Below are 20,493 nucleotides of genomic sequence, written 5' to 3'. Positions count from 1 at the left end.
TCTTCCTTCGGTGCGAAGTGTGCGAAGTGTGCGGGTGGGCAGACGTGCGGACGGGCGGTGCCGGCGGGTCAGGCGGTGGCCTTCTCGCGGGCGACGGCCTCGTAGAGGGCCTTGATGTTGCCGCTGCCGAACGTGCGGGCGCCGTGCCGGTCGATGACCTCCCAGAAGAAGGTCTTCCGTACGTGCAGGGACTGGGTGAAGATCTGGAACACCTGGCCCCAGTGGTCCTGGTCGACCAGCACGTTGGTGCGCCGCAGGTCCTCGATGCTCAGCTCCGGGCTGCCCAGACGCTCCGCCAGCTCGGTGTAGTAGGCGTCGGGCGTCCGGAGGAACTTCACGCCGCGGCTCTCGAGGGCCGGCACGGCAGCAACGATGTCATCGACGAGCAGGGCGAGGTGCTGTACGCCGGCGCCGCCGTGGCGGGCCAGGAAGTCGTCGATCTGGCCGGGCTTGCGGTCGGTGACCGGCTCGATCAGCGTGAAGGTGACCTGCCCCGACGGGCTCTGTACCACCTTCGAGTCCATGGCCTGCTCGCCGACCTCGATGAACTCCTCGAAGATCTGGCTGAAACCGAACACCTTCTCGTAGAAGGCGACCGTCGGCCGCAGCTGTCCCGTCGGCAGGCAGATCGCCGCGTGGTCCACGGTATGCATGAGGCCCGTGACCTGGTCCGGGTCGTCGGCGATCATGTCCATCACGCCGGGCAGGAACTCGTCCCGGCCCCCGGCCCGCTGCACGAACCGGTGGGCGACGTCGCCGAAACCCAGCACGGCGGCGGTGACGACCTCGGTGCCGCACCGGCTGTGTGTCACCGGTTCCTCGACCGGGGTGGCGCCCCGCTCGACGGCCGTCGCGAACGCCTTGGCGGCATCGGACACCTCGAAGGCGATATTGGCCACCCCGTCACCGTGCCGGGCCACGTACGCGGCCACGGGGTCCTCGGACGACAGCGCGGAGGTGAGGACGAGGTCGATGCCGCCCTGGCGCAGCAGCAGCGAGCGCCGGCCGGGCTGCCCCGTCTCGGGTCCGGCCTGGCCGCACACCCGGAATCCGAACGCGGTGCAGAGATAGAAGGCCGACTGCTGCGCGTCCCCGACGTAGAACTCGACATGGTCCACGGATCCGATCATCACGTGCGGTTCCCTCTCTTCCTTCTAGCGTTTGTGGCGGGTGGTCGCGGCGCCGAGCAGCAGGCTCACGTTGTGGCCGCCGAAGGCGAACGAGTTGGAGATCACGGCCTCGACCCGCTGCTGCCGGGCCTCGCCCCGCACGTGGTCCAGGTCGCAGCCCGGGTCCACCTCGTCGAGGTTGTGCGTCGGCGGCAGCATGCCCCGCGAGATCGCCAGGGCACAGATCGCGGCCTCCAACGCCCCGGAGCCGCCCAGCAGATGGCCCGTCATCGACTTCGTGCTGCTGACGGCCGGCGACCGGTCCCCGAACACCGCCCGCACGGCCTTGGTCTCCGCGACGTCGCCCAGCTTGGTGGCCGTGCCGTGGGCGTTCACGTACCCGATGTCGTCGGGTACGAGGCCCGCACATGCGAGCGCCCCGCGCATGCTCAGCGCGGCTCCCTCGCCGTCGGGCCGGGGTGCCGTGGGCCGGTACGCGTCGGTGGTGGCGCCCCAGCCGAGGACACTGGCGTAGCCGGCCGCGCCGCGCGCGTCGGCGTGCCCGGCGCGCTCGACGACGAGCACCCCCGAACCCTCGGCCAGGACGAACCCGTTGCGACGCCGGTCGAAGGGGCGGCTGGCCGCCTCGGGGTCCTCCCAGCCGTGGGCCAGCGCCCGTGCGTGGGTGAACGCCAGGGCGGAGGTGGGGTTGAGCGGAGCCTCGGCCCCGCCGCAGACCACCACGTCGGCCTCGCCGTAGCGGATCAGCCGGGCCGCCTCCGCCACGGCGTGGGCACCGGCGGCACACGCCGTGGCGATCGCCGAACTCCAGCCGCGTATCCCGTGCTTGATGGCGATCCTGGCGGTCGCCATGTTCGGCAGCATGCCGGGCAGCAGATACGGGCTGACCGCGGTCGGACCGCGCTCCGCGCGTGCCCGGGTCTGCGCCTCGTACGTCGTCAGACCGCCCGCGCCGCTGGACACGATCACCGCGACCCGGTGCGGGTCGACGTCGTCGCCGACGACGAGCCCCGCGTCGGCCAGCGCGTCGTCCGCGGCGGCCAGGGCCATCAGCGCGTAGCGGTCGACCAGCCGGCCCTCGCTCGGCGGCAGCACGTCGCGTGCCTCGATGTCCGGTGCGATGCCGGCCACGTCCACGGTGCCGTCCAGCAGATGGCCCGCCGGCGGCCGCTGCAGCCCGGACTTCCCGTGGCACAGGGCGTCGAAGGTCTCGGCCGCGCCCCGGCCCAGCGGGGAGAACGTGCCGAGCCCCGTGACGACGGCGTCCGTGCCGGCGGCGCGCCCGCTCATGCCGCCACCTGCCCGGCGGCCGGCCGCACGGCGAGCAGCTCGCCGTCGAGGAAGCGCCGGCGCAGCAGGATCTTGCGGACCTTGCCGGTCGCCCCGAGCGGAATGAGGTCGGGGCTGACCACGACCACGCGCTCGACGGTGCGGGCCACATGAGGTTCCAGCGCGGCGAGGACCTCGGCGGTCCGGTCGGCGTCCTGGTCCGCCTGCGGGTCGAGCAGCAGCAGGACCGAGGTGACGGGACCGCTGTCCGTCCGCACGGCGACGACGGTGCACTCCAGCACCTCGGGGCAGGCCGCGAGGACCTTCTCCTCGCAGAGCATGGTGTAGAGCGTGTGGCCGTCGCCCAGGTCGACGGCGTCCACGGCACGGTCGACGTGGTAGTAGTACCCGTCGTCGTCGCGCAGGACGAGGTCCCCGGTGAGGAAGTAGCCGTCCCGGCGGGTGCGGTAGGTGGTCACCGAGTCGTTCCAGTAACCGAGCGAGAGCGTGGGCGCGTTGACGGCCAGTTGCCCGACCTGTCCCGCGCCGAGCTTCTCACCGTCGGCGTCGACGACCGCCACGTCCGAGAAGGCGTGCGGCCGGCCGATGCACCGTCCGTACCGGTTGGTGTCGGGGGTGTGGGTGATGAAGAACTGGGAGTGCCCCATCTCCGACGAGCCGAGGCCGTCGACGAAGAACGAGCCGGGGCGGCTGACGCGGCCCCGCGCGCCGACGGACTCCCGCCGGCCCACGGCGATGAGCTTGCGGATGTGCGCCTCGTGCGCGCAGTCCCCGGTGTTCCACCAGATGCGTACGGAGTCCAGGTTTCGGGCCGAGAGGTCCTCGCCCGCCAGCTCCGACCAGGTGGTGGCGAAGCCCAGGACGCTCTGCGGCTGCCAGGACTCGATCGCGTCGAGCACGGGGCCGCCGGTCTGCTGGGACAGCACGGCGAGCTGCACCCGGTTGGTCAGCGCCAGGTTGACGGCGATGACGGTGGCCGCGTGCGCCGACGGCAGCGCGCCCAGCATCCGGTCGAGTCCCTGGCCCTTGGGCAGGGACAGCCGATGGCGGACGGCCGCGAAGAGACTGTGGTGCGAGTGGGTGACGGCCTTGGGCAGGCCGGTGGTTCCGGAGGAGTGGGTGATGACCACGGGCTCGTTGCCGTGGTGCCGGTACGGCCCGGGGGCCGCCGCGGGATCGCCCTTGCCGAGGTCGGCCGGATCGGCGAGGAGCGGCGTCCCGGTACCGGACTCCACCAGGGCCTTCCCGTGCGCGGCGTCGGCGATCACCCCGACCGCGCGCAGCCGCCTGATGTACTCGGCGGCCTGCTCGGCGGGGAGCCTGCCGTTGATCAGGGCGGGGATCGCGCCGAGCCGGACCAGTGCGAGGTAGCTGAGCACCTGATCGGCGCCGGCCGTCACGAACACGGCGACCGGGTCCCGGGGACCGACCCCGAGCGAGTGCAGGGCGGCGGCGCGGGCAGCCACCCGCTCGCCCAGCTCGGCCAGCGTCAGGGACTGCCAGGCCGGGTGTCCGTCCACCTCGGTGTCGAAGGTCAGGGTGGGCGTGTCGAGGCCGGTGCCCTGTGCGAGCAGTGTGGTGAGCGCGTTGCCGACACCCAGCCCCTGATCGGCTGCGAGTGCCGCGCGCTCGTTCTTCGGATTCATTCCCCGGTGTCTCCGCTCTCTGGACTCTCTGGGTTCTGGACTTTGCCGGGCTTGCCGGGCTTGCCGGTTCGGCTCGCCGCGTTCGACGTCCCCGGCGTCGGGGGGCCGGTGTCGAGGTGTCGGTCACGCCCTGTCCGGCCCGCTCGCGGGCCACCGCCGGCCTCTCCCGCCCGTTGCCGGGAGCACGCGGGCGGGGGAGGGCCGGCAGGCCCGGACGGGCTCGGAGTCACTTGGTCACGGCAGCCGCGGACGCCCGGTCGACGATCTCCTTGACCAGCCCGGAGACGGTCAGCAGGGCGACGGTCTCCATCTCGTCCTCCTCGAACTTGACGCCGTAGGCGTCCTCCACCTGTATGGCGACCTCGGCGACGGACAGGGACTCCAGGTCGAGTCCGGCCGGCCCCAGCTGGGTTTCGCCGGTGACGTCCGACACGTCGTAGTTCATGTTCCGGAGGGCTTCGATGATGAACTTCTCGATCTCAGCGGACATTTGATTGACTCCTCATCCATGGAGAGGCACCCGGGAACGGCCCCGGACACGGTGACGGTGCTGTGGTGCACCACGGACGGCGACGAACGGCACAAGGCGCACACCCTGCTGGTGCGGAGTGCGGCCGAGATGCTCGACGTCGCGCCGTCCGAGATCTGGTTGGAGCACGAGGCCGGCGGCCGCCCGTTTCTCGGCGGAGCCGGCGAGGCGCTGCGGGTCAGCGTCACTCACGCTCGCGGGGCACTGGCGGTCGCCTTGACCGGCAGGGCCCCCGTGGGGGTCGACGTGGAGGTGGTACGTGGATTGCGGGCCGGGGCACTGGCCCGTGCCTGGCTCGACCCGGCCGAGACTGCCTGGCTGACGGGGCTGCCCGAAGGCGAACGGTCAGCCGCGTTCCTGTGGTTGTGGACGCAGAAGGAATCGGTGGGCAAGGCGCTCGGTCAGGGTCTCAGGCACGGGGGCATGAGCCGTAGGGTGCCGCTGCCCGAGTACTGGCCCCCGGGCGACGCCGCCGGGCTCGTACTGCGACCCCTGCCCGACGCGCCCGAACTGGCGTCAGCGGCGGTCATGGTCGGTGCGGGGCGGCACATCATCGGTGTCGCTCTGCGCGGCGCGGACGGGAGCGCCCTGCGTGGCTCCGGTGTCGGCCTCCAGGTGCGTCGGGTGGACGGGGACGCGTACGGCTGAGCCGGTCACACACCGGCGGCCGACCGCGCCGCGGCGCGGAGGATCTCGGCGTTGCGTACCGGCTTGCCGGTCGCGGTGCGGGGGAATTCGGGAAGGACGTGCAGCGTCCGGGGCCGCTTGTACGGTGCCAGCCGGGTCGCGAGACTCTCGGCGAGACCTCCGGACGCGGCCGTCCTCGCGACGGTCACGAAGGCTTCGATGCCCGTTCCGTGCACCACCACGGCCTCGGTGACGCCCGGCAGGGCGAGGAGGGAGGCCTCGACCTCGGCGAGGTCCACCTTGAGTCCGCCGACGGACACCTGGGAGTCGAGCCGGCCCAGGATCGTCAGCAGCCCCGTGGCCTCGTCGAGGCTGCCCGCGTCCTTGGTGCGCAGCCAGCCGTCCACGTAGCGGGTCGGGTCGGTCTGTCCCACGTACGGGCTCTCGGGCAGGGCGAGCAGGATCTGGCCCTCCTCGACCTGTACCTTCATGCCCGGTGCCGGAGCGAGGCCGGGGCTGGTTCTTCCGGTGAGGTCGGTGGCGATGACACCGGCCTCGGTCATGCCGTACATGACACCCAGTTCGGCCCCGTAGCCGATGGTGAAGCGTTCCCGGACCTGCGGCCTGACGAGTTCGCCGCCGGTGATCATCCGGCGCAGCTGGGGCAGTCGGGGAGGCGTCCGGGCGGCGGCCAGCACCGCGGTCTGCGACGGGACCCCGAGCAGTGTCGTCGGTTCGTCCCCCGCGGCGACGGCCTTGAGGATGCCGTCGACCGTCAGCCGGGCGGGCAGGAACACCTGTGCCCCGCCGGCGAGTCCGTACAGCAGCCCGCCGACCAGGCCGAGGACATGGACGACCGAGGCCAGTACCACGATGCGTTCGCCCCGGTGGGGGAAGTCCTTGAGCTGTGCGTACCGGTCCAGCTCCGCGAGGAGGCTGCCGGTGGTGCGGCCGATGACCTTGGAGGGGCCGGTCGAGCCGGAGCTCAGCTGCAGCAGGACGTGCTCCGAGCCGGCCGGGCGCCCGCCGCGCAGCGGGACGACCCGGGTGTCGACCTCGAAGAATCCGCGCAGCGTGCCGGTGACCTCGCCGACCGGTTCGACGACCAGCTGCGGTGTGATCCGCGCGATCGCCTTGCCGCACTCATGCGCCGTCAACCGGTAGTCGAGCAGGGCTACTTGAGCCCCTGCTCGCCACCCGGCAAGCATCGCGGTGATACAGCCGAGTGAAGGAGGCAGCCGCACCGCGACCGTGCCTCCGGCGGCCAGGCCGGCCGCTTCGAAGCGCGCCTGCTGTTCGGCGACGAGCCGGCGGAGTTCCGCCCGGCTCACCGGCCTCCCGACGTGCAGGGCGACATGCCGCCCGTCTCCCTGGAGCAACAGGTCGTCGACCCATGCGCCCTCGGTGCGAACGGGCCGTATTAATTCCGCTTCCCCCACGGGGCTCCCCACCCATCCTCAACATCGGAACAACCCGACGGAAACTTTTCAGGACGACTCTGTCCGTTGACTCGTCGGATGTACGCAGCGCCATTCTTTCTCCGGCGGCGAATCCATCGTTGCGTACTGTCATCGATTAATCAAGTAAAGACTTTTGCAGGACTTCTTACTTGCGAGTAGGAAAATGAGCCAGCCTTGGAATTGCCCATTCGGGCGCGCCGGGCACCTCATTCATTCCGAAGTGACCTGGGCAGGGTAATGATCTGACCGTACGGGCATTCCATTCAGTGGTGAACAATTCCTGAACGGCCGAAATCCTCGACCCGAACCGCACCCATCAGCGCCATCACCTCGTCGAACTCGTTCGACAGCCCTCGAAGGACCGCCGACACTCCGTCGCTCCCGGAGTGGGCGAGACCCCACAGCGCGGGGCGGCCGACAAAAACCGCATGTGCGCCGAGGCACAGTGCTTTGGCGATATCGGTACCGTGTCGAATGGACCCGTCGAGGATAATGCGGCACCGGTCGGCGACAGCTTCCGAGATCTCCGGAAGGGCATCGGCGGCAGGCCTCGCGAAATCGAGCTGACGGCCCCCGTGATTCGAGACGACGATCCCGTCGACGCCGTGTTCCACGGCAAGAACGGCATCCTCGCCCGTGAGAATGCCCTTCAATACCAGGGGCAGTGCGGTACGCTCCCGGATCCAGGCCAGATCGGCCCAGGTGATGGACGGGTCGAACTGTTCTCTGGAGTGCCGCGCGACGGCGGACTCGCCTGCCGTTCCGCCGTGGGACGCGGACATGACGGAAGCGTCCACGTTCACCGCGCGGATCCCCGCCGGGACGGCGAATCCGTTGCGCACGTCACGTGGACGATGGGCGACGCGCGGAGCGTCGACGGTGAGCACCAGGGCCCGGTATCCGGCGTCCTCCGCCCGCCGGATCAGGCCGGTCAGCTGCTCCCGCCGTCTCAGCCAGTAGAGCTGGAGCCACAGCGGGCCGGTGGCCGCCGCGGCGATGTCCTCCAGGGTGCGGCTCGCGAACATGCTGACCGTGAACAGCGCGCCCACGTCACCGGCCGCGCGTGCGGTCGCCACCTCGCCCTCGGGGTGCACGAGCCGGTGATAGGCCATGGGGGCGATGCCCACCGGGGCCGCCAGCGGCGCGCCCAGCAGGGAGCAGCGGGTGTCGCACGCCGACACGTCCACGAGGACGCGCGGGCGCAGCCGCATTCGGTCCAGGGCGGCGCGGCCGGCCGACACCGCCGACTCGGTGCCGCTCCCGCCGGCCAGGAAGTCCCACACGGGCCCGGGCAGCAGCTCCCTGGCTCTCGACTCGTACTCGCTGAGCGTCGTCCCCGTCACTGAGCACACCCCCGTGATCGCTCACTGTGCACCAAACTAACCGCACGGCCGTACAGTAACTGTACTCTTGCATAATGACCGCACGGTCGTCCACTTAGTCTGGTGGATGGGCGTGGCGGAGGGGGTGAGCGCCCCCGCAGGGAGAGGGAGGAGGTGTCGCGTGACTGCGACGCACACCGATGGACGGATCGCACGCGGCAACCGGACCCGGCAGTTGATCCTTCAGCGAGCTGTGGCGATCGCTTCGGTCGAAGGCCTCGAAGGGCTGGCGCTGGGCCGCCTGGCGAGCGAGCTCGACCTCAGCAAGAGCGGCGTGTTCGCCCTGTTCGGCTCGAAGGAGGAGCTGCAACTGGCCACCGTGAGGGCCGCCATCAAGGTCTACATCGAGCACGTGGTGCAGCCGACCCGTGAACTGCCCGCCGGCATCGGCCGGGTCTGGCGCCTGTGCGGCGGCTGGCTGACCTACTCGGAGCGGCGCGTCTTCCCCGGTGGCTGCTTCTTCTACTCGGTCTCGGCCGAGTACGACGCGCGTGAGGGCAAGGTGCACGACACGGTCGCCGCAGCCCACGGCAGCTGGTTCTCCTTCGTCGAGCAGACGATCGAGGAGGCCGCACGGGTGGGGGAGGTCCAGGGCGGTGTCGACGTCCCCCAGCTCGCCTTCGAACTCGTCGCGCTCCTGGAGATGGCCAACGCCGAATCCGTCCTGCACCACGACCGCACCAGCTACCGCAAGGCGGCCCACGGGATCCTGAACCGCCTCCGCGGCGTTTCGACCGACCCGTCGCTGCTGCCCGACGCGGCCTGACATCGCCTGACCTCGGCATGCCCTGACACACCCCGACAGACCCCGACAGACACCGGCCGCGGTCCTGGGGACCGCGGCCCGGCCCGGAGGCATCATGGAATTGGATCCACAGCTCCAAGCCCTGTACGACCGGCGTGCGGCGCAGGGGGGCCGCCCTCTGTACACGATGTCCCTCGAGGAGGCGCGGGCTGCCGACCTGGCCGCCGTACAGGCCGACGCCGGGGCACCCGAGCCCGTGGAACAGGTGACCGACACGTCCTTACCCGGCCCGGCCGGAGCCCTTCCCGCCCGGATCTACCGGCCCGCCGGTGGGGGACCGCTGCCCGTACTTCTCTACCTCTTCGGCGGCGGCTGGACCCTGGGCTCCCTCGAGACCGGCGACGCCATCTGCCGGAGCCTGGCCAACTCCGCCGGCTGCCTCACCATCGCCGTGGGCTACCGCCTCGCGCCCGAGCACCCGTTCCCGGCCGCGCCCGAGGACTGCTTCGCGGGCCTGCGCTGGGCCGCCGCGAACGCCGGACGGTACGGCGGCGACGCCGGCCGTCTGGCCGTGGGCGGAGACAGCGCCGGAGGCAACCTCGCCGCCGCCGTGACCCTCATGGCCCGTGCGCGGGGCGGCCCCGGCATCCGGTCCCAGCTGCTGGTCTACCCCAACACCGACCATCTCGCGGACACACCGTCGCGCCGCGAGAACACCGATCCGCTGCTCTTCAACGACAAGTCCGTGCAGTGGTACTGGGACAACTACCTCGCCTCGCCCGAGGACGGCACCGACCCCCTCGCCTCCCCGCTGCGGGCCCCCGACCACTCCGGGCTGCCGCCGGCCCTGGTGATCACCGCCGAGTACGACCCCCTGCGCGACGAGGGCGAGCAGTACGCCGCACGCCTGCGGGACAGCGGCGTACCCGCCGAGTCGACCCGCTACCCCGGTGTGACGCACGGCTTCTTCGCCATGGCCGGGACGCTCGACGCGGGCCGCCGCGCCGTCGAACAGGCCGCCGCGTATCTGCGGACGACGCTGGCCGCCCCCGTGCCCGACGACGACCCCGAGCCCCCCGGGCCGGCCCTGCCCGCCGTCTCCTCCTCGCCCCCCGTGACGAAAGGCTGACCCCATGGGCTACGCCACCGCCCCGGGGGCCCGGCCCCGGGCCCTCGCCCTCGGCGAGCTGCACGCGTCCCTCACCGACCCCGTGCTGGACGCGATGAACTTCCTGAACGAGGTCGTCTCGCGTTTCCCCGAAGCGATCTCCTTCGCTCCCGGCAGACCCTCCGAAGGCGCCTTCGAACCGGACGACCTGGCGCGCTACCTCCGGGTCTACACCGAGCACCTGGAGCGGGAACTCGGGTGGCCGCGCGACCGGGTGCGCACCCAGCTCTTCCAGTACGGGCGCACCAACGGCATCATTCACGACCTCATCGCCCGTTCCCTGGCCAACGACGAGGGGATCCACGTCCCGGCGGAGGCGGTCGTCGTCACGACCGGCTGCCAGGAGGCGATGTTGCTCACCCTGCGCGCCCTCTTCGCCCGGCCCGAGGACACCCTGCTCGTCAGCTCGCCCTGCTACGTCGGAATCACCGGCGCGGCACGCCTGCTCGACATCGCGCTGTGCCCCGTCCGGGAGGGATCCGGCGGGCCGGATCCCGAGGCGCTCCTGGCCGCCGTGCGGGAGACCCGGGCCGCCGGCGGACGGCCCCGCGCCCTGTACGTGGTCCCGGACTTCGCCAACCCCTCAGGCGCCAGCATGACGGTCGCCGCCCGCGAACGGCTGCTGGAGATCGCCTCCCAGGAGGATCTGCTGATCCTGGAGGACGACCCCTACGGCTTCTTCGTCCGGGCCGGAACCGCCAGGCCCACGCTCAAGGCCCTGGACCGCGACCGCAGGGTCCTCCACCTCGGTTCCTTCGCCAAGACCGCGCTCCCCGGCGCCCGCGTCGGCTATGTGATCGCCGATCAGGAGGTCATCGGGCCGGCGGGCGAGCGGTCGCTGCTCGCCGACCAGCTGTCCAAGGTCAAGAGCATGACCACCGTCAACACCTCGGCCGTCGGTCAGGCCGTCATCGGCGGACTCCTCCTCGAGTCCGACTGCCGGCTCCGTGAGGCCAACGCCGAGGCCATCGCCTTCTACCGCGCCAATCTGAACACCCTGCTCGGCGAGTTGGAGCGGCACTTCCCGGCCGCACGCCGACGGGCGCTCGGCGTCGGCTGGAACGAGCCGGACGGCGGCTTCTTCCTCGTGGTCGACGTGCCGTTCGTCGCCGGCCCCAAGGCCCTCGAGCGCTCGGCACAGGACTTCGGTGTGCTCTGGACGCCGATGAGCGACTTCTACCTCGACGGCGGCGGGGACACACAACTCCGGCTGTCCTGCAGTGCCCTGGACCCCGGGTCGATCGCCGAAGGAGTGGGCCGGCTGGCCGCGTTCGTCACCGAACAGGCGGCGGAAGCGGACAGGTGACGCCGGGCGGACCCGGGGGCGCGGGAACGGAGGGCCCGGCCGATCGCGGCCGGGCCCTCCGTCCGTCCGCCCTCCCTCCGCCCCCCGTCCGTCGCATCCCGGGAACCCGAACCCACCAGTCGAATCCCACTAACTGAACGTACGATCGTGCTAATGTTTTTCCTGTCCGCGCTCTCCGTGCCAGGCGGCACGGGACATCCGCGAGCCGAAAGGATCCGTATGGACATCCGCAAGCTCGACCGGACGGCTGTGCGGGAGACCGTACGCGTCCTGGAGCAGGCGGACATCGAGGACTGGGACGTCCCCACTCCGTGCGCCGACTGGACGCTCCGCCGACTGGTGGCCCACATGGCAGGTCAGCACCACGGTTTCGCTGCAGCGGCCGGGGGAGGCGGAGACGACCTCGCCGTCTGGCAGCCCGCCGCGCTCGGCGCCGATCCGCTGACGGCCTATCGCACCGCGGCCGACGCGGTCCTCGACGCCTTCGCCCGACCGGACGTTCTCACCCGGGAGTTCGCGATCCCCGAGATCAGCGCGGGCACCCGCTTCCCCGCCCCGACCGCGATCGGCTTCCACTTCCTGGACTACGTCGTCCACGGCTGGGACGTGGCCAGAGCACTCGGTGTCCCGCTCCACCTGGACACCGAGACCGCCGAGGCCGCCCTGGTCATCGCCCTGCGGGTGCCGGACGGTGAACGCAGACTCGGCCCCGCCGCACAGTTTCGGCCCGCCCTGTCCGCGCCGCCCGGAGCGGACACGCTCGACCTCGTCCTGACGGCGCTCGGCAGGTCGCCCGGCTGGTCCGCCCCCGCAGCGCCCGCGTCCGCACCGCGACACCGATCAGAACAGGGAGACGCCCATGCTCGCTGACCTCAGAAGCAACGTCGCACGGCGGCTCGGCCTGCCCGAGGAGGAGGTGTTCGCCGGGCAGCCGCTGTCGGCCGTCCTCGTCGCCTCGCCGACCGCGATCAACTCCATCGACCTGCTCGACGCGTTCGCCGGCGCGCTGGCCGACGCCGGTGCTGACGACGACGTCGAACTGCCGACCATGACCCTCGACCACACCGCCGAGGACGTCGTCGCGGCACTCGGCCGACAGCTCGCCCCCACCTCCCCCTGAGCGGAAGGCGTGAACCGTGCTGATCATGACCGACATCGTCAAGGAGCTGCGCGCCGGAGCCACGATCAGTGACGTGCTGCGCGTCCAGCAGAGCTACCACGAACAGCGCCGCTGGGGCACGGACGACCTCTTCGACGGCCGCCGCCTCACCCGGCCGCGCCCCGGGGACAGGGCCGCCCTGTGGCACGCAGCCCGCGCCGAGCTGACCACGCAGCCCGCGGGCATCCGGCTCGCCGTCGACGGCGTGAGGCTCGCGAACGAGATCCGCGAGGCCAACCCGCTCGGGGCCGACGTCCTGCACGTCGCCGCGGCCTGGTCGGCCCGCTACTGGCTGGAGGAGGAGGCCCACCACGAGGTGGCCTTCGGCCGGCTCATGGAGATGGCCGGCGTCGACCCGATCGACGAGGACGAAGTGGTCGAGCACCGCGGCCCGTTCCCCACCGACAACTACGCGCGCGTCTGCGTCCTGCAGGCCTGCGTCGAGATCGAAGCCTGCGTGTCGTACGGCTGGCAGTCCCGCACCACCGAGGACCGACTGGTCCGCGACGTCTTCCACACGATCATGAAGGATGAGGTGCAGCACCGGCAGTACTTCGCCTCCTTCGCGAAGGCCCTGGTGGAGGCCGGGGTCTACCCGATCAAGGACGTTCTGTCGATGGCGTACACCTGGATCCGCCCCGAGGGAGGCGAGACCTTCGGCTCGGCCCGGGACGCCCAGACCGAGCGGCAGGGTTACGTCAACTGGTGGGAGCACACCCGCACCGGCGACGAGGAGTTCGGTCTCGGCGACGACGCACTGCACGAGGGATCGGTGCACACGAAGAAGCTGACCAGTGTCTTCGCGCTGGTCCGCGAGGTGACCGGTATTCAGACCCAGTCGTACGAGGACCTCAAGCGTGCCTACTTCGCCAGTCTCCGGACCAACGATGTCGACCGGATTCGATCTGCAGTCCGTCACGGAGCTGCGCGGGAAGCCGCACCTGCTCGATAGCGGCGTCCTGTTCACCGCGTCGGAACGCGCGCACTGCCGCTCCCGTCCCGACCCGCACGCCTCACTGGCCGGGATCTTCTCGGCCAAGGAGGCCTTCGTGAAGGCGCTCGGCTCCCTGGGCGGAGCGCCGGCGCACACCTTCCCCGAGGTGGAGATCGTGCACGGACCCGCGGGACAGCCCCGCATGCTCCTGCACGGGAGTGTCGGGCGGTGGTGCCGGGACCGGCACCTCGGCGTCGAACTGTCGATCAGTCACACCGGCGACCTGGCCGGAGCCGTCGTCGTCATCCTGGCCGGCCCGGCGACCGGTGGAAGGGAGCCGGCCGTATGAGCGCCCGCGCACTGCCGGACCTGGAGCACACCTGCGAAGTCGCCCTGCGCCCCAACGACTTCGACTGGGCCGGACACCTGAACAACAGCGTGTACGTCCAGCTCCTGGAGACCGGCCGCTGGGAGTGGGGGATCGCCTGCGGCGGTGACCCGCGGGAGGGTGAACTCGTCGCCGTGGTGCTCCAGCTCCGGCTGGACTATCTGACGGCGGTGGACTGGGACCCGGTGGGCCGCCTCGTCGTCCGCACCGCGCTCGCCGGACGGACCGCGTACAGCTTCAGCCTCACCCAGGGCATCGAACGCACCGACGGCACCGTCGTCGCCCGGGGCCGGGTCCGCCTCGGGCTCCTGCACCGCGACACCAAACGCGTCCACCGGGCCGACCTGCACACCCTGCTGAACATCCCCGGGCAGACGGCATGACCGCCCCCACCCTGCCCCGGGCCCTCGCCGAAGGAGCCCACCGGCAGGACGCGACCGTCACCTTCGGCACCTCCGCCCGGCGGGAGCGGCTGACGTACCCGGCCCTCGCCGAACAGATCGCCGCGGCCGCCCGAGGCTTCGCGGACCAGGGCGTACGTCCCGGGGAGCGGGTGATGCTCCGCATCGGCAGCTCCCGCGGCGACCTGCTGGCCCTCCTGGGACTGATGCACCTGGGCGCGACACCCGTCTCCGTCAAACCCCGTGTGCCCGGGGCGGTCGTCGGGCAGTACCTCGCCGAGGTGGCGCGGCAGCAGGGCGTCCGCCGCGCCGTCCGCCTCTCCGGACACGGCCTGAGCGAACTCCAATTGCTCCTGCGCCCCGGGGCCGCGCCCGACCCCGCGCCGGGGGACCCGGACGGCATCGCGTTCATCCAGTACACGAGCGGCTCCACCGGCATGCCCCGGCCCATACCGCTCAGCCACCGGGCCGTGCTCGGCAACATCGAAGCCATCAGCGCCGTCGCGGGCATGGAGCCCGGTCACGCCGGACTGATCGCCCTGCCGCTCCACCACGACATGGGCCTCATCGGCGTTCTGGCCTCCCTCGTCCGGGGCCTCGACCTGGTGATCGAGGAACCGGGCACCTTCCTGCGCAGACCCATGGCGGCCCTGCGGCTGATCCGTGACGCGGAGGGTGCGCACAGCGCGTTCCCCGACTTCATGCTGCGCTACCTCGCCGCCCGGATCGGTGAGGCGGCGGAGCCCGATCCCCAGCTGTTCCGCGCCTGGCGCACCGTCTTCTGCGGAGCCGAACCCATCCGCCGGCGGTCCGTCGACGCCTTCCTCGCCACCACCGGACACTGGGGGCTCGACCCCACCGCCCTGGTGTTCTGCTACGGACTCGCCGAGGCGGCACTGATGGCCACCTCGCACCGCTACGTGGACGCCGGCACCAGCTTTTGGACCGGCGGGCCGGCCACGACCGCATGCCTGGGCACCCCTGTACCGGGGCTGGACCTACGGGTCGTGGACGAGTCCGGCGCCGGCTGCGCGGACGCGGAGGTCGGCTCCGTACAACTGCGCGGCCCCACCCTGTTCGACGGCTACGACGGGGCGACCGATCACCGCACCACCTGGTTCGACACCGGCGACCTGGGGTGCCTGCGGTCGGGGCGGCTCCATCTGAGCGGCCGGCGCGGCGACCGCGTCTGTGTCAACGGGGTGAACGTCTTCGCCACGGACATCGAACAGGTGGCGGCGACCGTGGCAGGGGTCGCCGAATGCGTCGTGCTGCCGCACGGCGACTCGTTCGCCGTCGTCGTCGTGCCCGAACGGGCCCGGCGCATCGACACCCGCCACCTGGCGGCCTGTGTCACCACCGCCTTCGGCGCGGCCCCCGAGACCGTGATCGAGGTGTCGCACAGCGGTATCGCCCGGACCGCGAGCGGGAAGCCCGCGCGCACCCACATGGCCGCCCGGCTCGACCAGGGACTCCTGCGCTGACCCAGACCGCGTTTCCCCGAACCGGGGGCGGGCATCCGTCCGGCCCGGCATCGTGGGACGGTTGGCGTGGGCCGGGCACCGTGGGCCGGGGGAATGCGGCCGGGCATCGCGGGTAGTCGCGCGGTGTGATCGGTGAGTGAGGCGGATTGAATGGAAGCAGTTCCTGCCGGCGAAGGGGACCCGGTGCCCGGCGTGGCGCGGCGGGCGTCCTACGTCCTGGACGGCGACGGTGCATGGATAGCGGAGGCCCGGCGGCTGGCCGCCGTGTTCCTGACGCGGGCGCAGGCGGAGGACGCACTGCCCGTGTCGGCCCGCGCGATGGAGGTCACCCAGCTCGTGGTGAGCGAGCTGGTCACCAACGCCCGCAAGTACGCGCCCGGTCCCGTCCGGCTGGACCTGCGCATCGCCGGAGACGCCCTCGAGGTGATGGTCCGGGACGGCAGCACCGCGTTGCCCGTGGCCGGGGCCGCGAACCCGGACCGCGTGGGCCGGCACGGCCTGGAGATCGTGCTGGCCGTCGCCCGCGGGGTGGACGTGCAGCCCGAGCCGACCGGCAAACGCATCACGGCCCTCATCTCCCTCCTGGAGACCGGCGGCCGGTGACGGTACCCGCCGTGGTGGCGCACGGTGCCGCACGGCGGCTTCCCGGCCCGGGCGCCGGGCAGGAGCCCGGCGCCCGGGCCGGGGCTCAGGCGCCGACGTAGGACGCGAGGTGCTCGGCGGTGAGGGTGGAGCGGGCGGCGACCAGGTCGGCGGGGGTGCCCTCGAAGACGATCCGGCCGCCGTCGTGCCCGGCGCCCGGCCCGAGGTCGATGATCCAGTCGGCGTGTGCCATGACCGCCTGGTGATGTTCGACGACGACCACCGACTTGCCGGAGTCGACCAGCCGGTCGAGCAGACCGAGCAACTGCTCGACGTCGGCGAGGTGCAGACCGGTGGTCGGCTCGTCGAGGACGTAGACGCCGCCCTTCTCCGCCAGGTGCACGGCCAGCTTGAGACGCTGCCGCTCGCCGCCGGACAGCGTGTTCAGCGGCTGGCCGAGAGTGAGGTAGCCGAGCCCCACGTCGGCGAGCCGGCCGAGGACACGGTGCGCCGCCGGAGTGCGCGCCTCACCGGCGCCGAAGAACTCCTCCGCCTCGGCCACCGACATCGCGAGCACCTCGCTGATGTCCCGGCCGCCGAAGCGGTACTCCAGCACCGATGCCTGGAACCGCTTGCCCTCGCAGTCCTCGCAGGTGCCGGCCACCGAGGCCATCATCGCCAGATCGGTGAAGACGACACCGGCGCCGTTGCAGGTGGGGCAGGCGCCCTCGGAATTGGCACTGAACAGCGCCGGCTTGACGCCGTTGGCCTTGGCGAACGCCTTGCGGATCGGGTCCAGCAGCCCGGTGTACGTCGCCGGGTTGCTCCGCCGCGAGCCGCGGATCGGGCTCTGGTCCACCGACACCACGCCCTCGCCACCGGCTCCCGACGGTGTGCACAGCGACCCGTGCACCAGCGAACTCTTGCCGGAACCGGCGACACCGGTGACGACCGTGAGCACACCGAGCGGGATGTCGACGTCGACACCGCGCAGGTTGTGCGTCGTCGCCCCGCGGATCTCCAGCGCCTCGGAAGACTTGCGCACCGTCTCCTTGAGCGTCGCCCGGTCGTCGAAATGGCGGCCCGTGACGGTGTCACCGCGCCGCAGCCCCTCGACGGTTCCCTCGAAGCAGACGGTGCCGCCCGCCGTACCGGCGCCGGGGCCGAGGTCGACGACATGGTCGGCGATCGCGATCGTCTCCGGCTTGTGCTCCACGACCAGCACCGTGTTGCCCTTGTCCCGCAGCCGCAGCAGCAGGTTGTTCATCCGCTGGATGTCATGGGGGTGCAGGCCGATGGTGGGCTCGTCGAAGACGTACGTGATGTCGGTGAGCGGGGAGCCGAGATGGCGGATCATCTTGACGCGCTGCGCCTCGCCGCCCGACAACGTGCCCGACGGCCGCTCCAGCGCGAGGTAGCCGAGCCCGATCTCCACGAACGAGTCGAGGGTGCCGCCCAGGGACGTGAGCAGCGGCGCCACCGACGGCTCGGACAGACCGCGGACCCACTCGGCCAGGTCCCGGATCTCCATCGCGCAGGCGTCGGCGATGCTGATGCCCTTGATCTTCGATGACCGGGCCCCCTCGCTCAGCCGGGTGCCCTCGCACTCGGGGCAGGTGGTGAAGGTGACCGCCCGCTCCACGAACGCCCGGATGTGCGGCTGCATCGACTCCTTGTCCTTCGACAGGAACGACTTCTGGATCTTCGGGATCAGCCCCTCGTAGGTGAGGCTGACACCGTCGACCTTCACCTTGACCGGCTCCCGGTACAGGAAGTCCCGCGTCTCCTGGTCGGTGAACTTCCGGATCGGCTTGTCCGGGTCGACGAAGCCCGACTCGGCGTAGACCCGGACGGTCCAGAAACTGTCCGACTTCCAGCCGGGGATGGTGAACGCGCCCTCGGACAGCGACTTGGAGTCGTCGTAGAGCTGGGTGAGGTCGATGTCGGAGACGGTGCCCCGGCCCTCACAGCGCGTACACATCCCGCCGGTGCGTTCGTAGGTGGCCTTCACCGCCTTCTTGTTGCCGCGCTCGACGGTGATCGCCCCGCTCGCCCGGACCGAGGCGGTGTTGAAGGAGAACGCGCCGGGCGGGCCTATGTGCGGAGTGCCGAGCCGGCTGAAGAGGATGCGCAGCATCGCGTGGGCGTCGGTGACGGTGCCGACCGTGGAGCGCGGGTCGGAACCCATCCGCTGCTGGTCGACGATGATCGCGGTGGTCAGCCCTTCGAGGACGTCCACGTCGGGCCGCGCCGGGGTCGGCATGAAGCCCTGCACGAAGGCGCTGTACGTCTCGTTGATCAGCCGCTGCGACTCCGCCGCGATCGTGTCGAACACCAGCGAGCTCTTGCCCGAGCCCGACACGCCGGTGAACACGGTCAGTCGGCGCTTGGGGATCTCGACGCTGACGTCCTTGAGGTTGTTGACGCGTGCGCCGTGCACACGGATCAGTTCGTGGCTGTCGGCGCCGTGCGGTGCGGGCGGCTGCGCCTTCGTCCTCGTGGCCATGCTGGTGGTCTCGTCCTCTCGTAGGCGGTGCGCGGTCCTGGTCCTGATTCCGTTCGAGCCCTGGGGCCGGTTACGGCCCGGGGCCCGGGCCGTGGGGCTCAGCGGCGTTCCTGGATGCGGATCAGGTTGCCCGAAGGGTCGCGGAAGGCACAGTCGCGCACACCGTACGGCTGCTCGGTCGGCTCCTGGACGACCTCGGCGCTGTCGGCCCCCTGCAGTTTCGCGAAGGTGCCGTCGAGATCGTCGGTGGCCAGCAGCAGGCCCGCGTAGGTGCCCTTGGCCATCATCTCGGTGATCATGCGGCGCTCGTCGTCGGTGACCCCGGGGTCGGCGGCCGGCGGGGTCAGCACGATGGATGTGCCGGGCTGACCGGCGGGACCGACGGTGATCCAGCGCATGCCGCCGTGCCCGACGTCGCCCCGCACCTCGAAGCCGAGGGTGTCGCGGTAGAAGGCCAGGGAGGCCTCGGGGTCGTCGTGCGGGAGGAAACTCGCGTGAAGGGTGATGTCCATGGCCATCACGCTAGAGGTGGCCCGGCGCCGACGCTTCTCGATTCCTGACCGGTCTGGTCACCTGCTTCGCCACGCACGCCGGCATCCCCTCCGTCGCGTCCGCGGCAAGGCGCCGGTAGGCGCTGGGCGGCATGCCGACGAGTTCGGTGAAGCGCGTGCTGAACGTGCCCAGCGACGAGTTGCCGACCGCGAAGCAGACCTCGGTGACACTCAGGTCGCCGCGGCGCAGCAATGCCATCGCCCGCTCGATGCGACGCGTCATCAGGTAGCTGTACGGCGACTCGCCGTACGCGGCTCGGAACTCCCGGCTCAGATGCCCGGCCGACATGTGCACGCCCCGGGCGAGCGCCTCGACGTCCAGCGGCTGCGCGTACTCCCGGTCGATCCGGTCACGGACCCGGCGCAGCCGCGCGAGATCGCGCAGCCGCTGTGCCGAGGCGGATGAACCGGTCATACGCGAAATCGTATACACGCCCACCGTCCGGCCGGGGCGGGATCCGCCGGGGCGGACGACCGTGGACGGAACAACAGGGTTCCCGGCATGGTTGTGACCGGTGCGCGTACGGCCGCGGCCGTACGGGATCATGAGTGCGAGGCGGACGTGTCCGTCGAAGGATGCGGGAGAAGGGCGAGAGACGATGACGAGGACCGAGGAGAAGGCGCTGCTGGCGGGCGGCTGTTTCTGGGGTATGGAGGAGCTGATCCGCACGTTCCCGGGCGTCCTGAGCACACGCGTCGGCTACAGCGGTGGCGACGTCCCTGACGCCACGTACCGCAATCACGGCACCCACGCCGAGTCGATCGAGATCACCTACGACCCGGCGGTCACCGACTACCGCACGATCCTGGAGTACTTCTTCCAGATCCACGACCCGAGCACGAAGAACCGGCAGGGCAACGACATCGGGCTGAGCTACCGCTCCGCCATCTTCTACTTCGGCGACGAGCAGAAGCGCGTCGCCGAGGAGACGATCGCCGACGTCGACGCGTCGGGTCTGTGGCCCGGGCCCGTGGTCACCGAGGTCGCACCGGCCGGCCCGTTCTGGCCGGCCGAGCCCGAGCACCAGGACTACCTCCAGCGGTACCCGGACGGCTACACCTGCCACTTCGTCCGCCCCGGCTGGCGTCTGCCCCGGCGCGCGGAGTCCTGAGCCGCTGAGATCCCAGGACGTCGGACCGGATGGCACCCACCACGTCCCACGCCCAGGGGGCGCGCACGCGAGGCGGCGCGCCCCCTGGGCGTG

General features: G+C 71.4%; 21 protein-coding genes. 12 read left to right on the top strand and 9 right to left on the bottom strand.

Annotation, left to right across the window (positions count from 1 at the left end):
* Nucleotides 1–68: 68 nt before the first annotated feature.
* The 4 genes from hppD to ACFP2V_RS00485 all read right to left on the bottom strand — a co-directional run bounded on the left by hppD (nucleotide 69) and on the right by ACFP2V_RS00485 (nucleotide 4,556).
* Nucleotides 69–1,130 carry a 4-hydroxyphenylpyruvate dioxygenase gene (hppD, locus tag ACFP2V_RS00500; RefSeq protein WP_381204280.1) on the bottom strand — a complete coding sequence of 354 codons (1,062 nt, stop codon included), beginning with the start codon at nucleotides 1,128–1,130 and terminating at the stop codon, nucleotides 69–71.
* 24 nt (nucleotides 1,131–1,154) lie between these two features.
* The gene (locus ACFP2V_RS00495; protein WP_381204263.1) at nucleotides 1,155–2,420 is read right to left on the bottom strand and encodes a beta-ketoacyl-[acyl-carrier-protein] synthase family protein; all 1,266 of its coding nucleotides are present in this window, start codon (nucleotides 2,418–2,420) and stop codon (nucleotides 1,155–1,157) included.
* Nucleotides 2,417–4,066 carry a class I adenylate-forming enzyme family protein gene (locus ACFP2V_RS00490; RefSeq protein ID WP_381204262.1) on the bottom strand — a complete coding sequence of 550 codons (1,650 nt, stop codon included), beginning with the start codon at nucleotides 4,064–4,066 and terminating at the stop codon, nucleotides 2,417–2,419. Before ACFP2V_RS00490 ends, ACFP2V_RS00495 begins: the two co-directional genes overlap by 4 nt.
* Before the next feature lie 226 nt (nucleotides 4,067–4,292).
* Nucleotides 4,293–4,556, bottom strand: a complete 264-nt coding sequence (locus tag ACFP2V_RS00485; protein WP_381204261.1) for an acyl carrier protein — start codon at nucleotides 4,554–4,556, stop codon at nucleotides 4,293–4,295.
* 18 nt (nucleotides 4,557–4,574) lie between these two features.
* Here ACFP2V_RS00485 and ACFP2V_RS00480 point away from each other — a divergent pair, with 18 nt between their 5' ends.
* On the top strand, nucleotides 4,575–5,243 hold the full coding sequence (locus ACFP2V_RS00480) for a 4'-phosphopantetheinyl transferase family protein (RefSeq protein WP_381204260.1): 669 nt from the start codon (nucleotides 4,575–4,577) through the stop codon (nucleotides 5,241–5,243).
* A gap of 5 nt (nucleotides 5,244–5,248) precedes the next feature.
* On the opposite strand, the gene ACFP2V_RS00475 is transcribed toward ACFP2V_RS00480, so the two are convergent.
* Both ACFP2V_RS00475 and ACFP2V_RS00470 read right to left on the bottom strand, forming a co-directional pair.
* The gene (locus ACFP2V_RS00475; protein ID WP_381204259.1) at nucleotides 5,249–6,673 is read right to left on the bottom strand and encodes a class I adenylate-forming enzyme family protein; all 1,425 of its coding nucleotides are present in this window, start codon (nucleotides 6,671–6,673) and stop codon (nucleotides 5,249–5,251) included.
* A 272-nt stretch (nucleotides 6,674–6,945) separates the two neighbouring features.
* The gene (locus tag ACFP2V_RS00470; RefSeq protein WP_381204258.1) at nucleotides 6,946–8,025 is read right to left on the bottom strand and encodes an alpha-hydroxy acid oxidase; all 1,080 of its coding nucleotides are present in this window, start codon (nucleotides 8,023–8,025) and stop codon (nucleotides 6,946–6,948) included.
* Nucleotides 8,026–8,185: 160 nt separating this feature from the next.
* On the opposite strand from ACFP2V_RS00470, the gene ACFP2V_RS00465 reads away from it, so the two are divergent.
* The 10 genes from ACFP2V_RS00465 to ACFP2V_RS00420 all read left to right on the top strand — a co-directional run bounded on the left by ACFP2V_RS00465 (nucleotide 8,186) and on the right by ACFP2V_RS00420 (nucleotide 16,252).
* Nucleotides 8,186–8,830, top strand: a complete 645-nt coding sequence (locus ACFP2V_RS00465) for a TetR/AcrR family transcriptional regulator (RefSeq protein ID WP_381204257.1) — start codon at nucleotides 8,186–8,188, stop codon at nucleotides 8,828–8,830.
* A gap of 94 nt (nucleotides 8,831–8,924) precedes the next feature.
* Nucleotides 8,925–9,938, top strand: coding sequence for an alpha/beta hydrolase (locus ACFP2V_RS00460; RefSeq protein ID WP_381204256.1), 1,014 nt, complete (start codon nucleotides 8,925–8,927; stop codon nucleotides 9,936–9,938).
* A gap of 4 nt (nucleotides 9,939–9,942) precedes the next feature.
* Nucleotides 9,943–11,283, top strand: a complete 1,341-nt coding sequence (locus ACFP2V_RS00455) for an aminotransferase-like domain-containing protein (protein ID WP_381204255.1) — start codon at nucleotides 9,943–9,945, stop codon at nucleotides 11,281–11,283.
* 219 nt (nucleotides 11,284–11,502) lie between these two features.
* Nucleotides 11,503–12,153: a TIGR03086 family metal-binding protein gene (locus tag ACFP2V_RS00450; protein WP_381204254.1), complete on the top strand. Its 651-nt coding sequence runs from the start codon at nucleotides 11,503–11,505 to the stop codon at nucleotides 12,151–12,153.
* The gene (locus ACFP2V_RS00445; RefSeq protein WP_381204253.1) at nucleotides 12,143–12,403 is read left to right on the top strand and encodes a hypothetical protein; all 261 of its coding nucleotides are present in this window, start codon (nucleotides 12,143–12,145) and stop codon (nucleotides 12,401–12,403) included. Before ACFP2V_RS00450 ends, ACFP2V_RS00445 begins: the two co-directional genes overlap by 11 nt.
* A 25-nt stretch (nucleotides 12,404–12,428) precedes the next feature.
* Nucleotides 12,429–13,394: a ferritin-like domain-containing protein gene (locus ACFP2V_RS00440; RefSeq protein ID WP_381204252.1), complete on the top strand. Its 966-nt coding sequence runs from the start codon at nucleotides 12,429–12,431 to the stop codon at nucleotides 13,392–13,394.
* Nucleotides 13,330–13,725, top strand: a complete 396-nt coding sequence (locus tag ACFP2V_RS00435; RefSeq protein WP_381204251.1) for a holo-ACP synthase — start codon at nucleotides 13,330–13,332, stop codon at nucleotides 13,723–13,725. Before ACFP2V_RS00440 ends, ACFP2V_RS00435 begins: the two co-directional genes overlap by 65 nt.
* Nucleotides 13,722–14,147: an acyl-CoA thioesterase gene (locus tag ACFP2V_RS00430; RefSeq protein ID WP_381204250.1), complete on the top strand. Its 426-nt coding sequence runs from the start codon at nucleotides 13,722–13,724 to the stop codon at nucleotides 14,145–14,147. The genes ACFP2V_RS00435 and ACFP2V_RS00430 overlap by 4 nt, the downstream gene beginning before the upstream one ends.
* Nucleotides 14,144–15,649: an AMP-binding protein gene (locus ACFP2V_RS00425; RefSeq protein WP_381204249.1), complete on the top strand. Its 1,506-nt coding sequence runs from the start codon at nucleotides 14,144–14,146 to the stop codon at nucleotides 15,647–15,649. Before ACFP2V_RS00430 ends, ACFP2V_RS00425 begins: the two co-directional genes overlap by 4 nt.
* 150 nt (nucleotides 15,650–15,799) lie before the next feature.
* Nucleotides 15,800–16,252 (top strand): ATP-binding protein, encoded by a 453-nt coding sequence (locus tag ACFP2V_RS00420; protein ID WP_381204248.1) that lies wholly within the window; start codon nucleotides 15,800–15,802, stop codon nucleotides 16,250–16,252.
* Between the two features lie 85 nt (nucleotides 16,253–16,337).
* Here the strand turns inward: ACFP2V_RS00420 and ACFP2V_RS00415 are convergent, their stop codons facing one another.
* The 3 genes from ACFP2V_RS00415 to ACFP2V_RS00405 form a co-directional block, all read right to left on the bottom strand.
* Nucleotides 16,338–18,737, bottom strand: a complete 2,400-nt coding sequence (locus tag ACFP2V_RS00415; RefSeq protein WP_381204247.1) for an ATP-binding cassette domain-containing protein — start codon at nucleotides 18,735–18,737, stop codon at nucleotides 16,338–16,340.
* A 98-nt stretch (nucleotides 18,738–18,835) separates the two neighbouring features.
* A complete protein-coding gene (locus ACFP2V_RS00410; RefSeq protein ID WP_381204246.1) occupies nucleotides 18,836–19,249 on the bottom strand; it encodes a VOC family protein in 414 nt (137 codons plus the stop codon).
* 10 nt (nucleotides 19,250–19,259) lie between these two features.
* Complete coding sequence (locus ACFP2V_RS00405; protein ID WP_381204245.1) at nucleotides 19,260–19,703, bottom strand: helix-turn-helix transcriptional regulator; 444 nt, start codon at nucleotides 19,701–19,703, stop codon at nucleotides 19,260–19,262.
* A gap of 184 nt (nucleotides 19,704–19,887) precedes the next feature.
* On the opposite strand from ACFP2V_RS00405, the gene msrA reads away from it, so the two are divergent.
* Nucleotides 19,888–20,400, top strand: a complete 513-nt coding sequence (msrA, locus tag ACFP2V_RS00400; RefSeq protein WP_381204244.1) for a peptide-methionine (S)-S-oxide reductase MsrA — start codon at nucleotides 19,888–19,890, stop codon at nucleotides 20,398–20,400.
* Nucleotides 20,401–20,493: the final 93 nt, after the last annotated feature.

The sequence above is a fragment of the Streptomyces incanus genome (assembly GCF_042656345.1).
Lineage (GTDB): Bacteria > Actinomycetota > Actinomycetes > Streptomycetales > Streptomycetaceae > Streptomyces > Streptomyces incanus.
The sequence above is the reverse complement of the archived record's forward strand: the minus strand, read 5'-3'. Positions and strand labels throughout refer to the sequence as shown.

What these genes read in the sequence shown, in the direction of transcription:
- hppD (WP_381204280.1), bottom strand. Translation starts at nt 1,130, where the DNA reads ATGATCGGATCCGTGGACCATGTCGAGTTCTACGTCGGGGACGCGCAG.
- ACFP2V_RS00495 (WP_381204263.1), bottom strand. Translation starts at nt 2,420, where the DNA reads ATGAGCGGGCGCGCCGCCGGCACGGACGCCGTCGTCACGGGGCTCGGC.
- ACFP2V_RS00490 (WP_381204262.1), bottom strand. Translation starts at nt 4,066, where the DNA reads ATGAATCCGAAGAACGAGCGCGCGGCACTCGCAGCCGATCAGGGGCTG.
- ACFP2V_RS00485 (WP_381204261.1), bottom strand. Translation starts at nt 4,556, where the DNA reads ATGTCCGCTGAGATCGAGAAGTTCATCATCGAAGCCCTCCGGAACATG.
- ACFP2V_RS00480 (WP_381204260.1), top strand. Translation starts at nt 4,575, where the DNA reads ATGGAGAGGCACCCGGGAACGGCCCCGGACACGGTGACGGTGCTGTGG.
- ACFP2V_RS00460 (WP_381204256.1), top strand. Translation starts at nt 8,925, where the DNA reads ATGGAATTGGATCCACAGCTCCAAGCCCTGTACGACCGGCGTGCGGCG.
- ACFP2V_RS00455 (WP_381204255.1), top strand. Translation starts at nt 9,943, where the DNA reads ATGGGCTACGCCACCGCCCCGGGGGCCCGGCCCCGGGCCCTCGCCCTC.
- ACFP2V_RS00450 (WP_381204254.1), top strand. Translation starts at nt 11,503, where the DNA reads ATGGACATCCGCAAGCTCGACCGGACGGCTGTGCGGGAGACCGTACGC.
- ACFP2V_RS00445 (WP_381204253.1), top strand. Translation starts at nt 12,143, where the DNA reads ATGCTCGCTGACCTCAGAAGCAACGTCGCACGGCGGCTCGGCCTGCCC.
- ACFP2V_RS00440 (WP_381204252.1), top strand. Translation starts at nt 12,429, where the DNA reads ATGACCGACATCGTCAAGGAGCTGCGCGCCGGAGCCACGATCAGTGAC.
- ACFP2V_RS00435 (WP_381204251.1), top strand. Translation starts at nt 13,330, where the DNA reads ATGTCGACCGGATTCGATCTGCAGTCCGTCACGGAGCTGCGCGGGAAG.
- ACFP2V_RS00430 (WP_381204250.1), top strand. Translation starts at nt 13,722, where the DNA reads ATGAGCGCCCGCGCACTGCCGGACCTGGAGCACACCTGCGAAGTCGCC.
- ACFP2V_RS00425 (WP_381204249.1), top strand. Translation starts at nt 14,144, where the DNA reads ATGACCGCCCCCACCCTGCCCCGGGCCCTCGCCGAAGGAGCCCACCGG.
- ACFP2V_RS00420 (WP_381204248.1), top strand. Translation starts at nt 15,800, where the DNA reads ATGGAAGCAGTTCCTGCCGGCGAAGGGGACCCGGTGCCCGGCGTGGCG.
- ACFP2V_RS00415 (WP_381204247.1), bottom strand. Translation starts at nt 18,737, where the DNA reads ATGGCCACGAGGACGAAGGCGCAGCCGCCCGCACCGCACGGCGCCGAC.
- ACFP2V_RS00410 (WP_381204246.1), bottom strand. Translation starts at nt 19,249, where the DNA reads ATGGACATCACCCTTCACGCGAGTTTCCTCCCGCACGACGACCCCGAG.
- ACFP2V_RS00405 (WP_381204245.1), bottom strand. Translation starts at nt 19,703, where the DNA reads ATGACCGGTTCATCCGCCTCGGCACAGCGGCTGCGCGATCTCGCGCGG.
- msrA (WP_381204244.1), top strand. Translation starts at nt 19,888, where the DNA reads ATGACGAGGACCGAGGAGAAGGCGCTGCTGGCGGGCGGCTGTTTCTGG.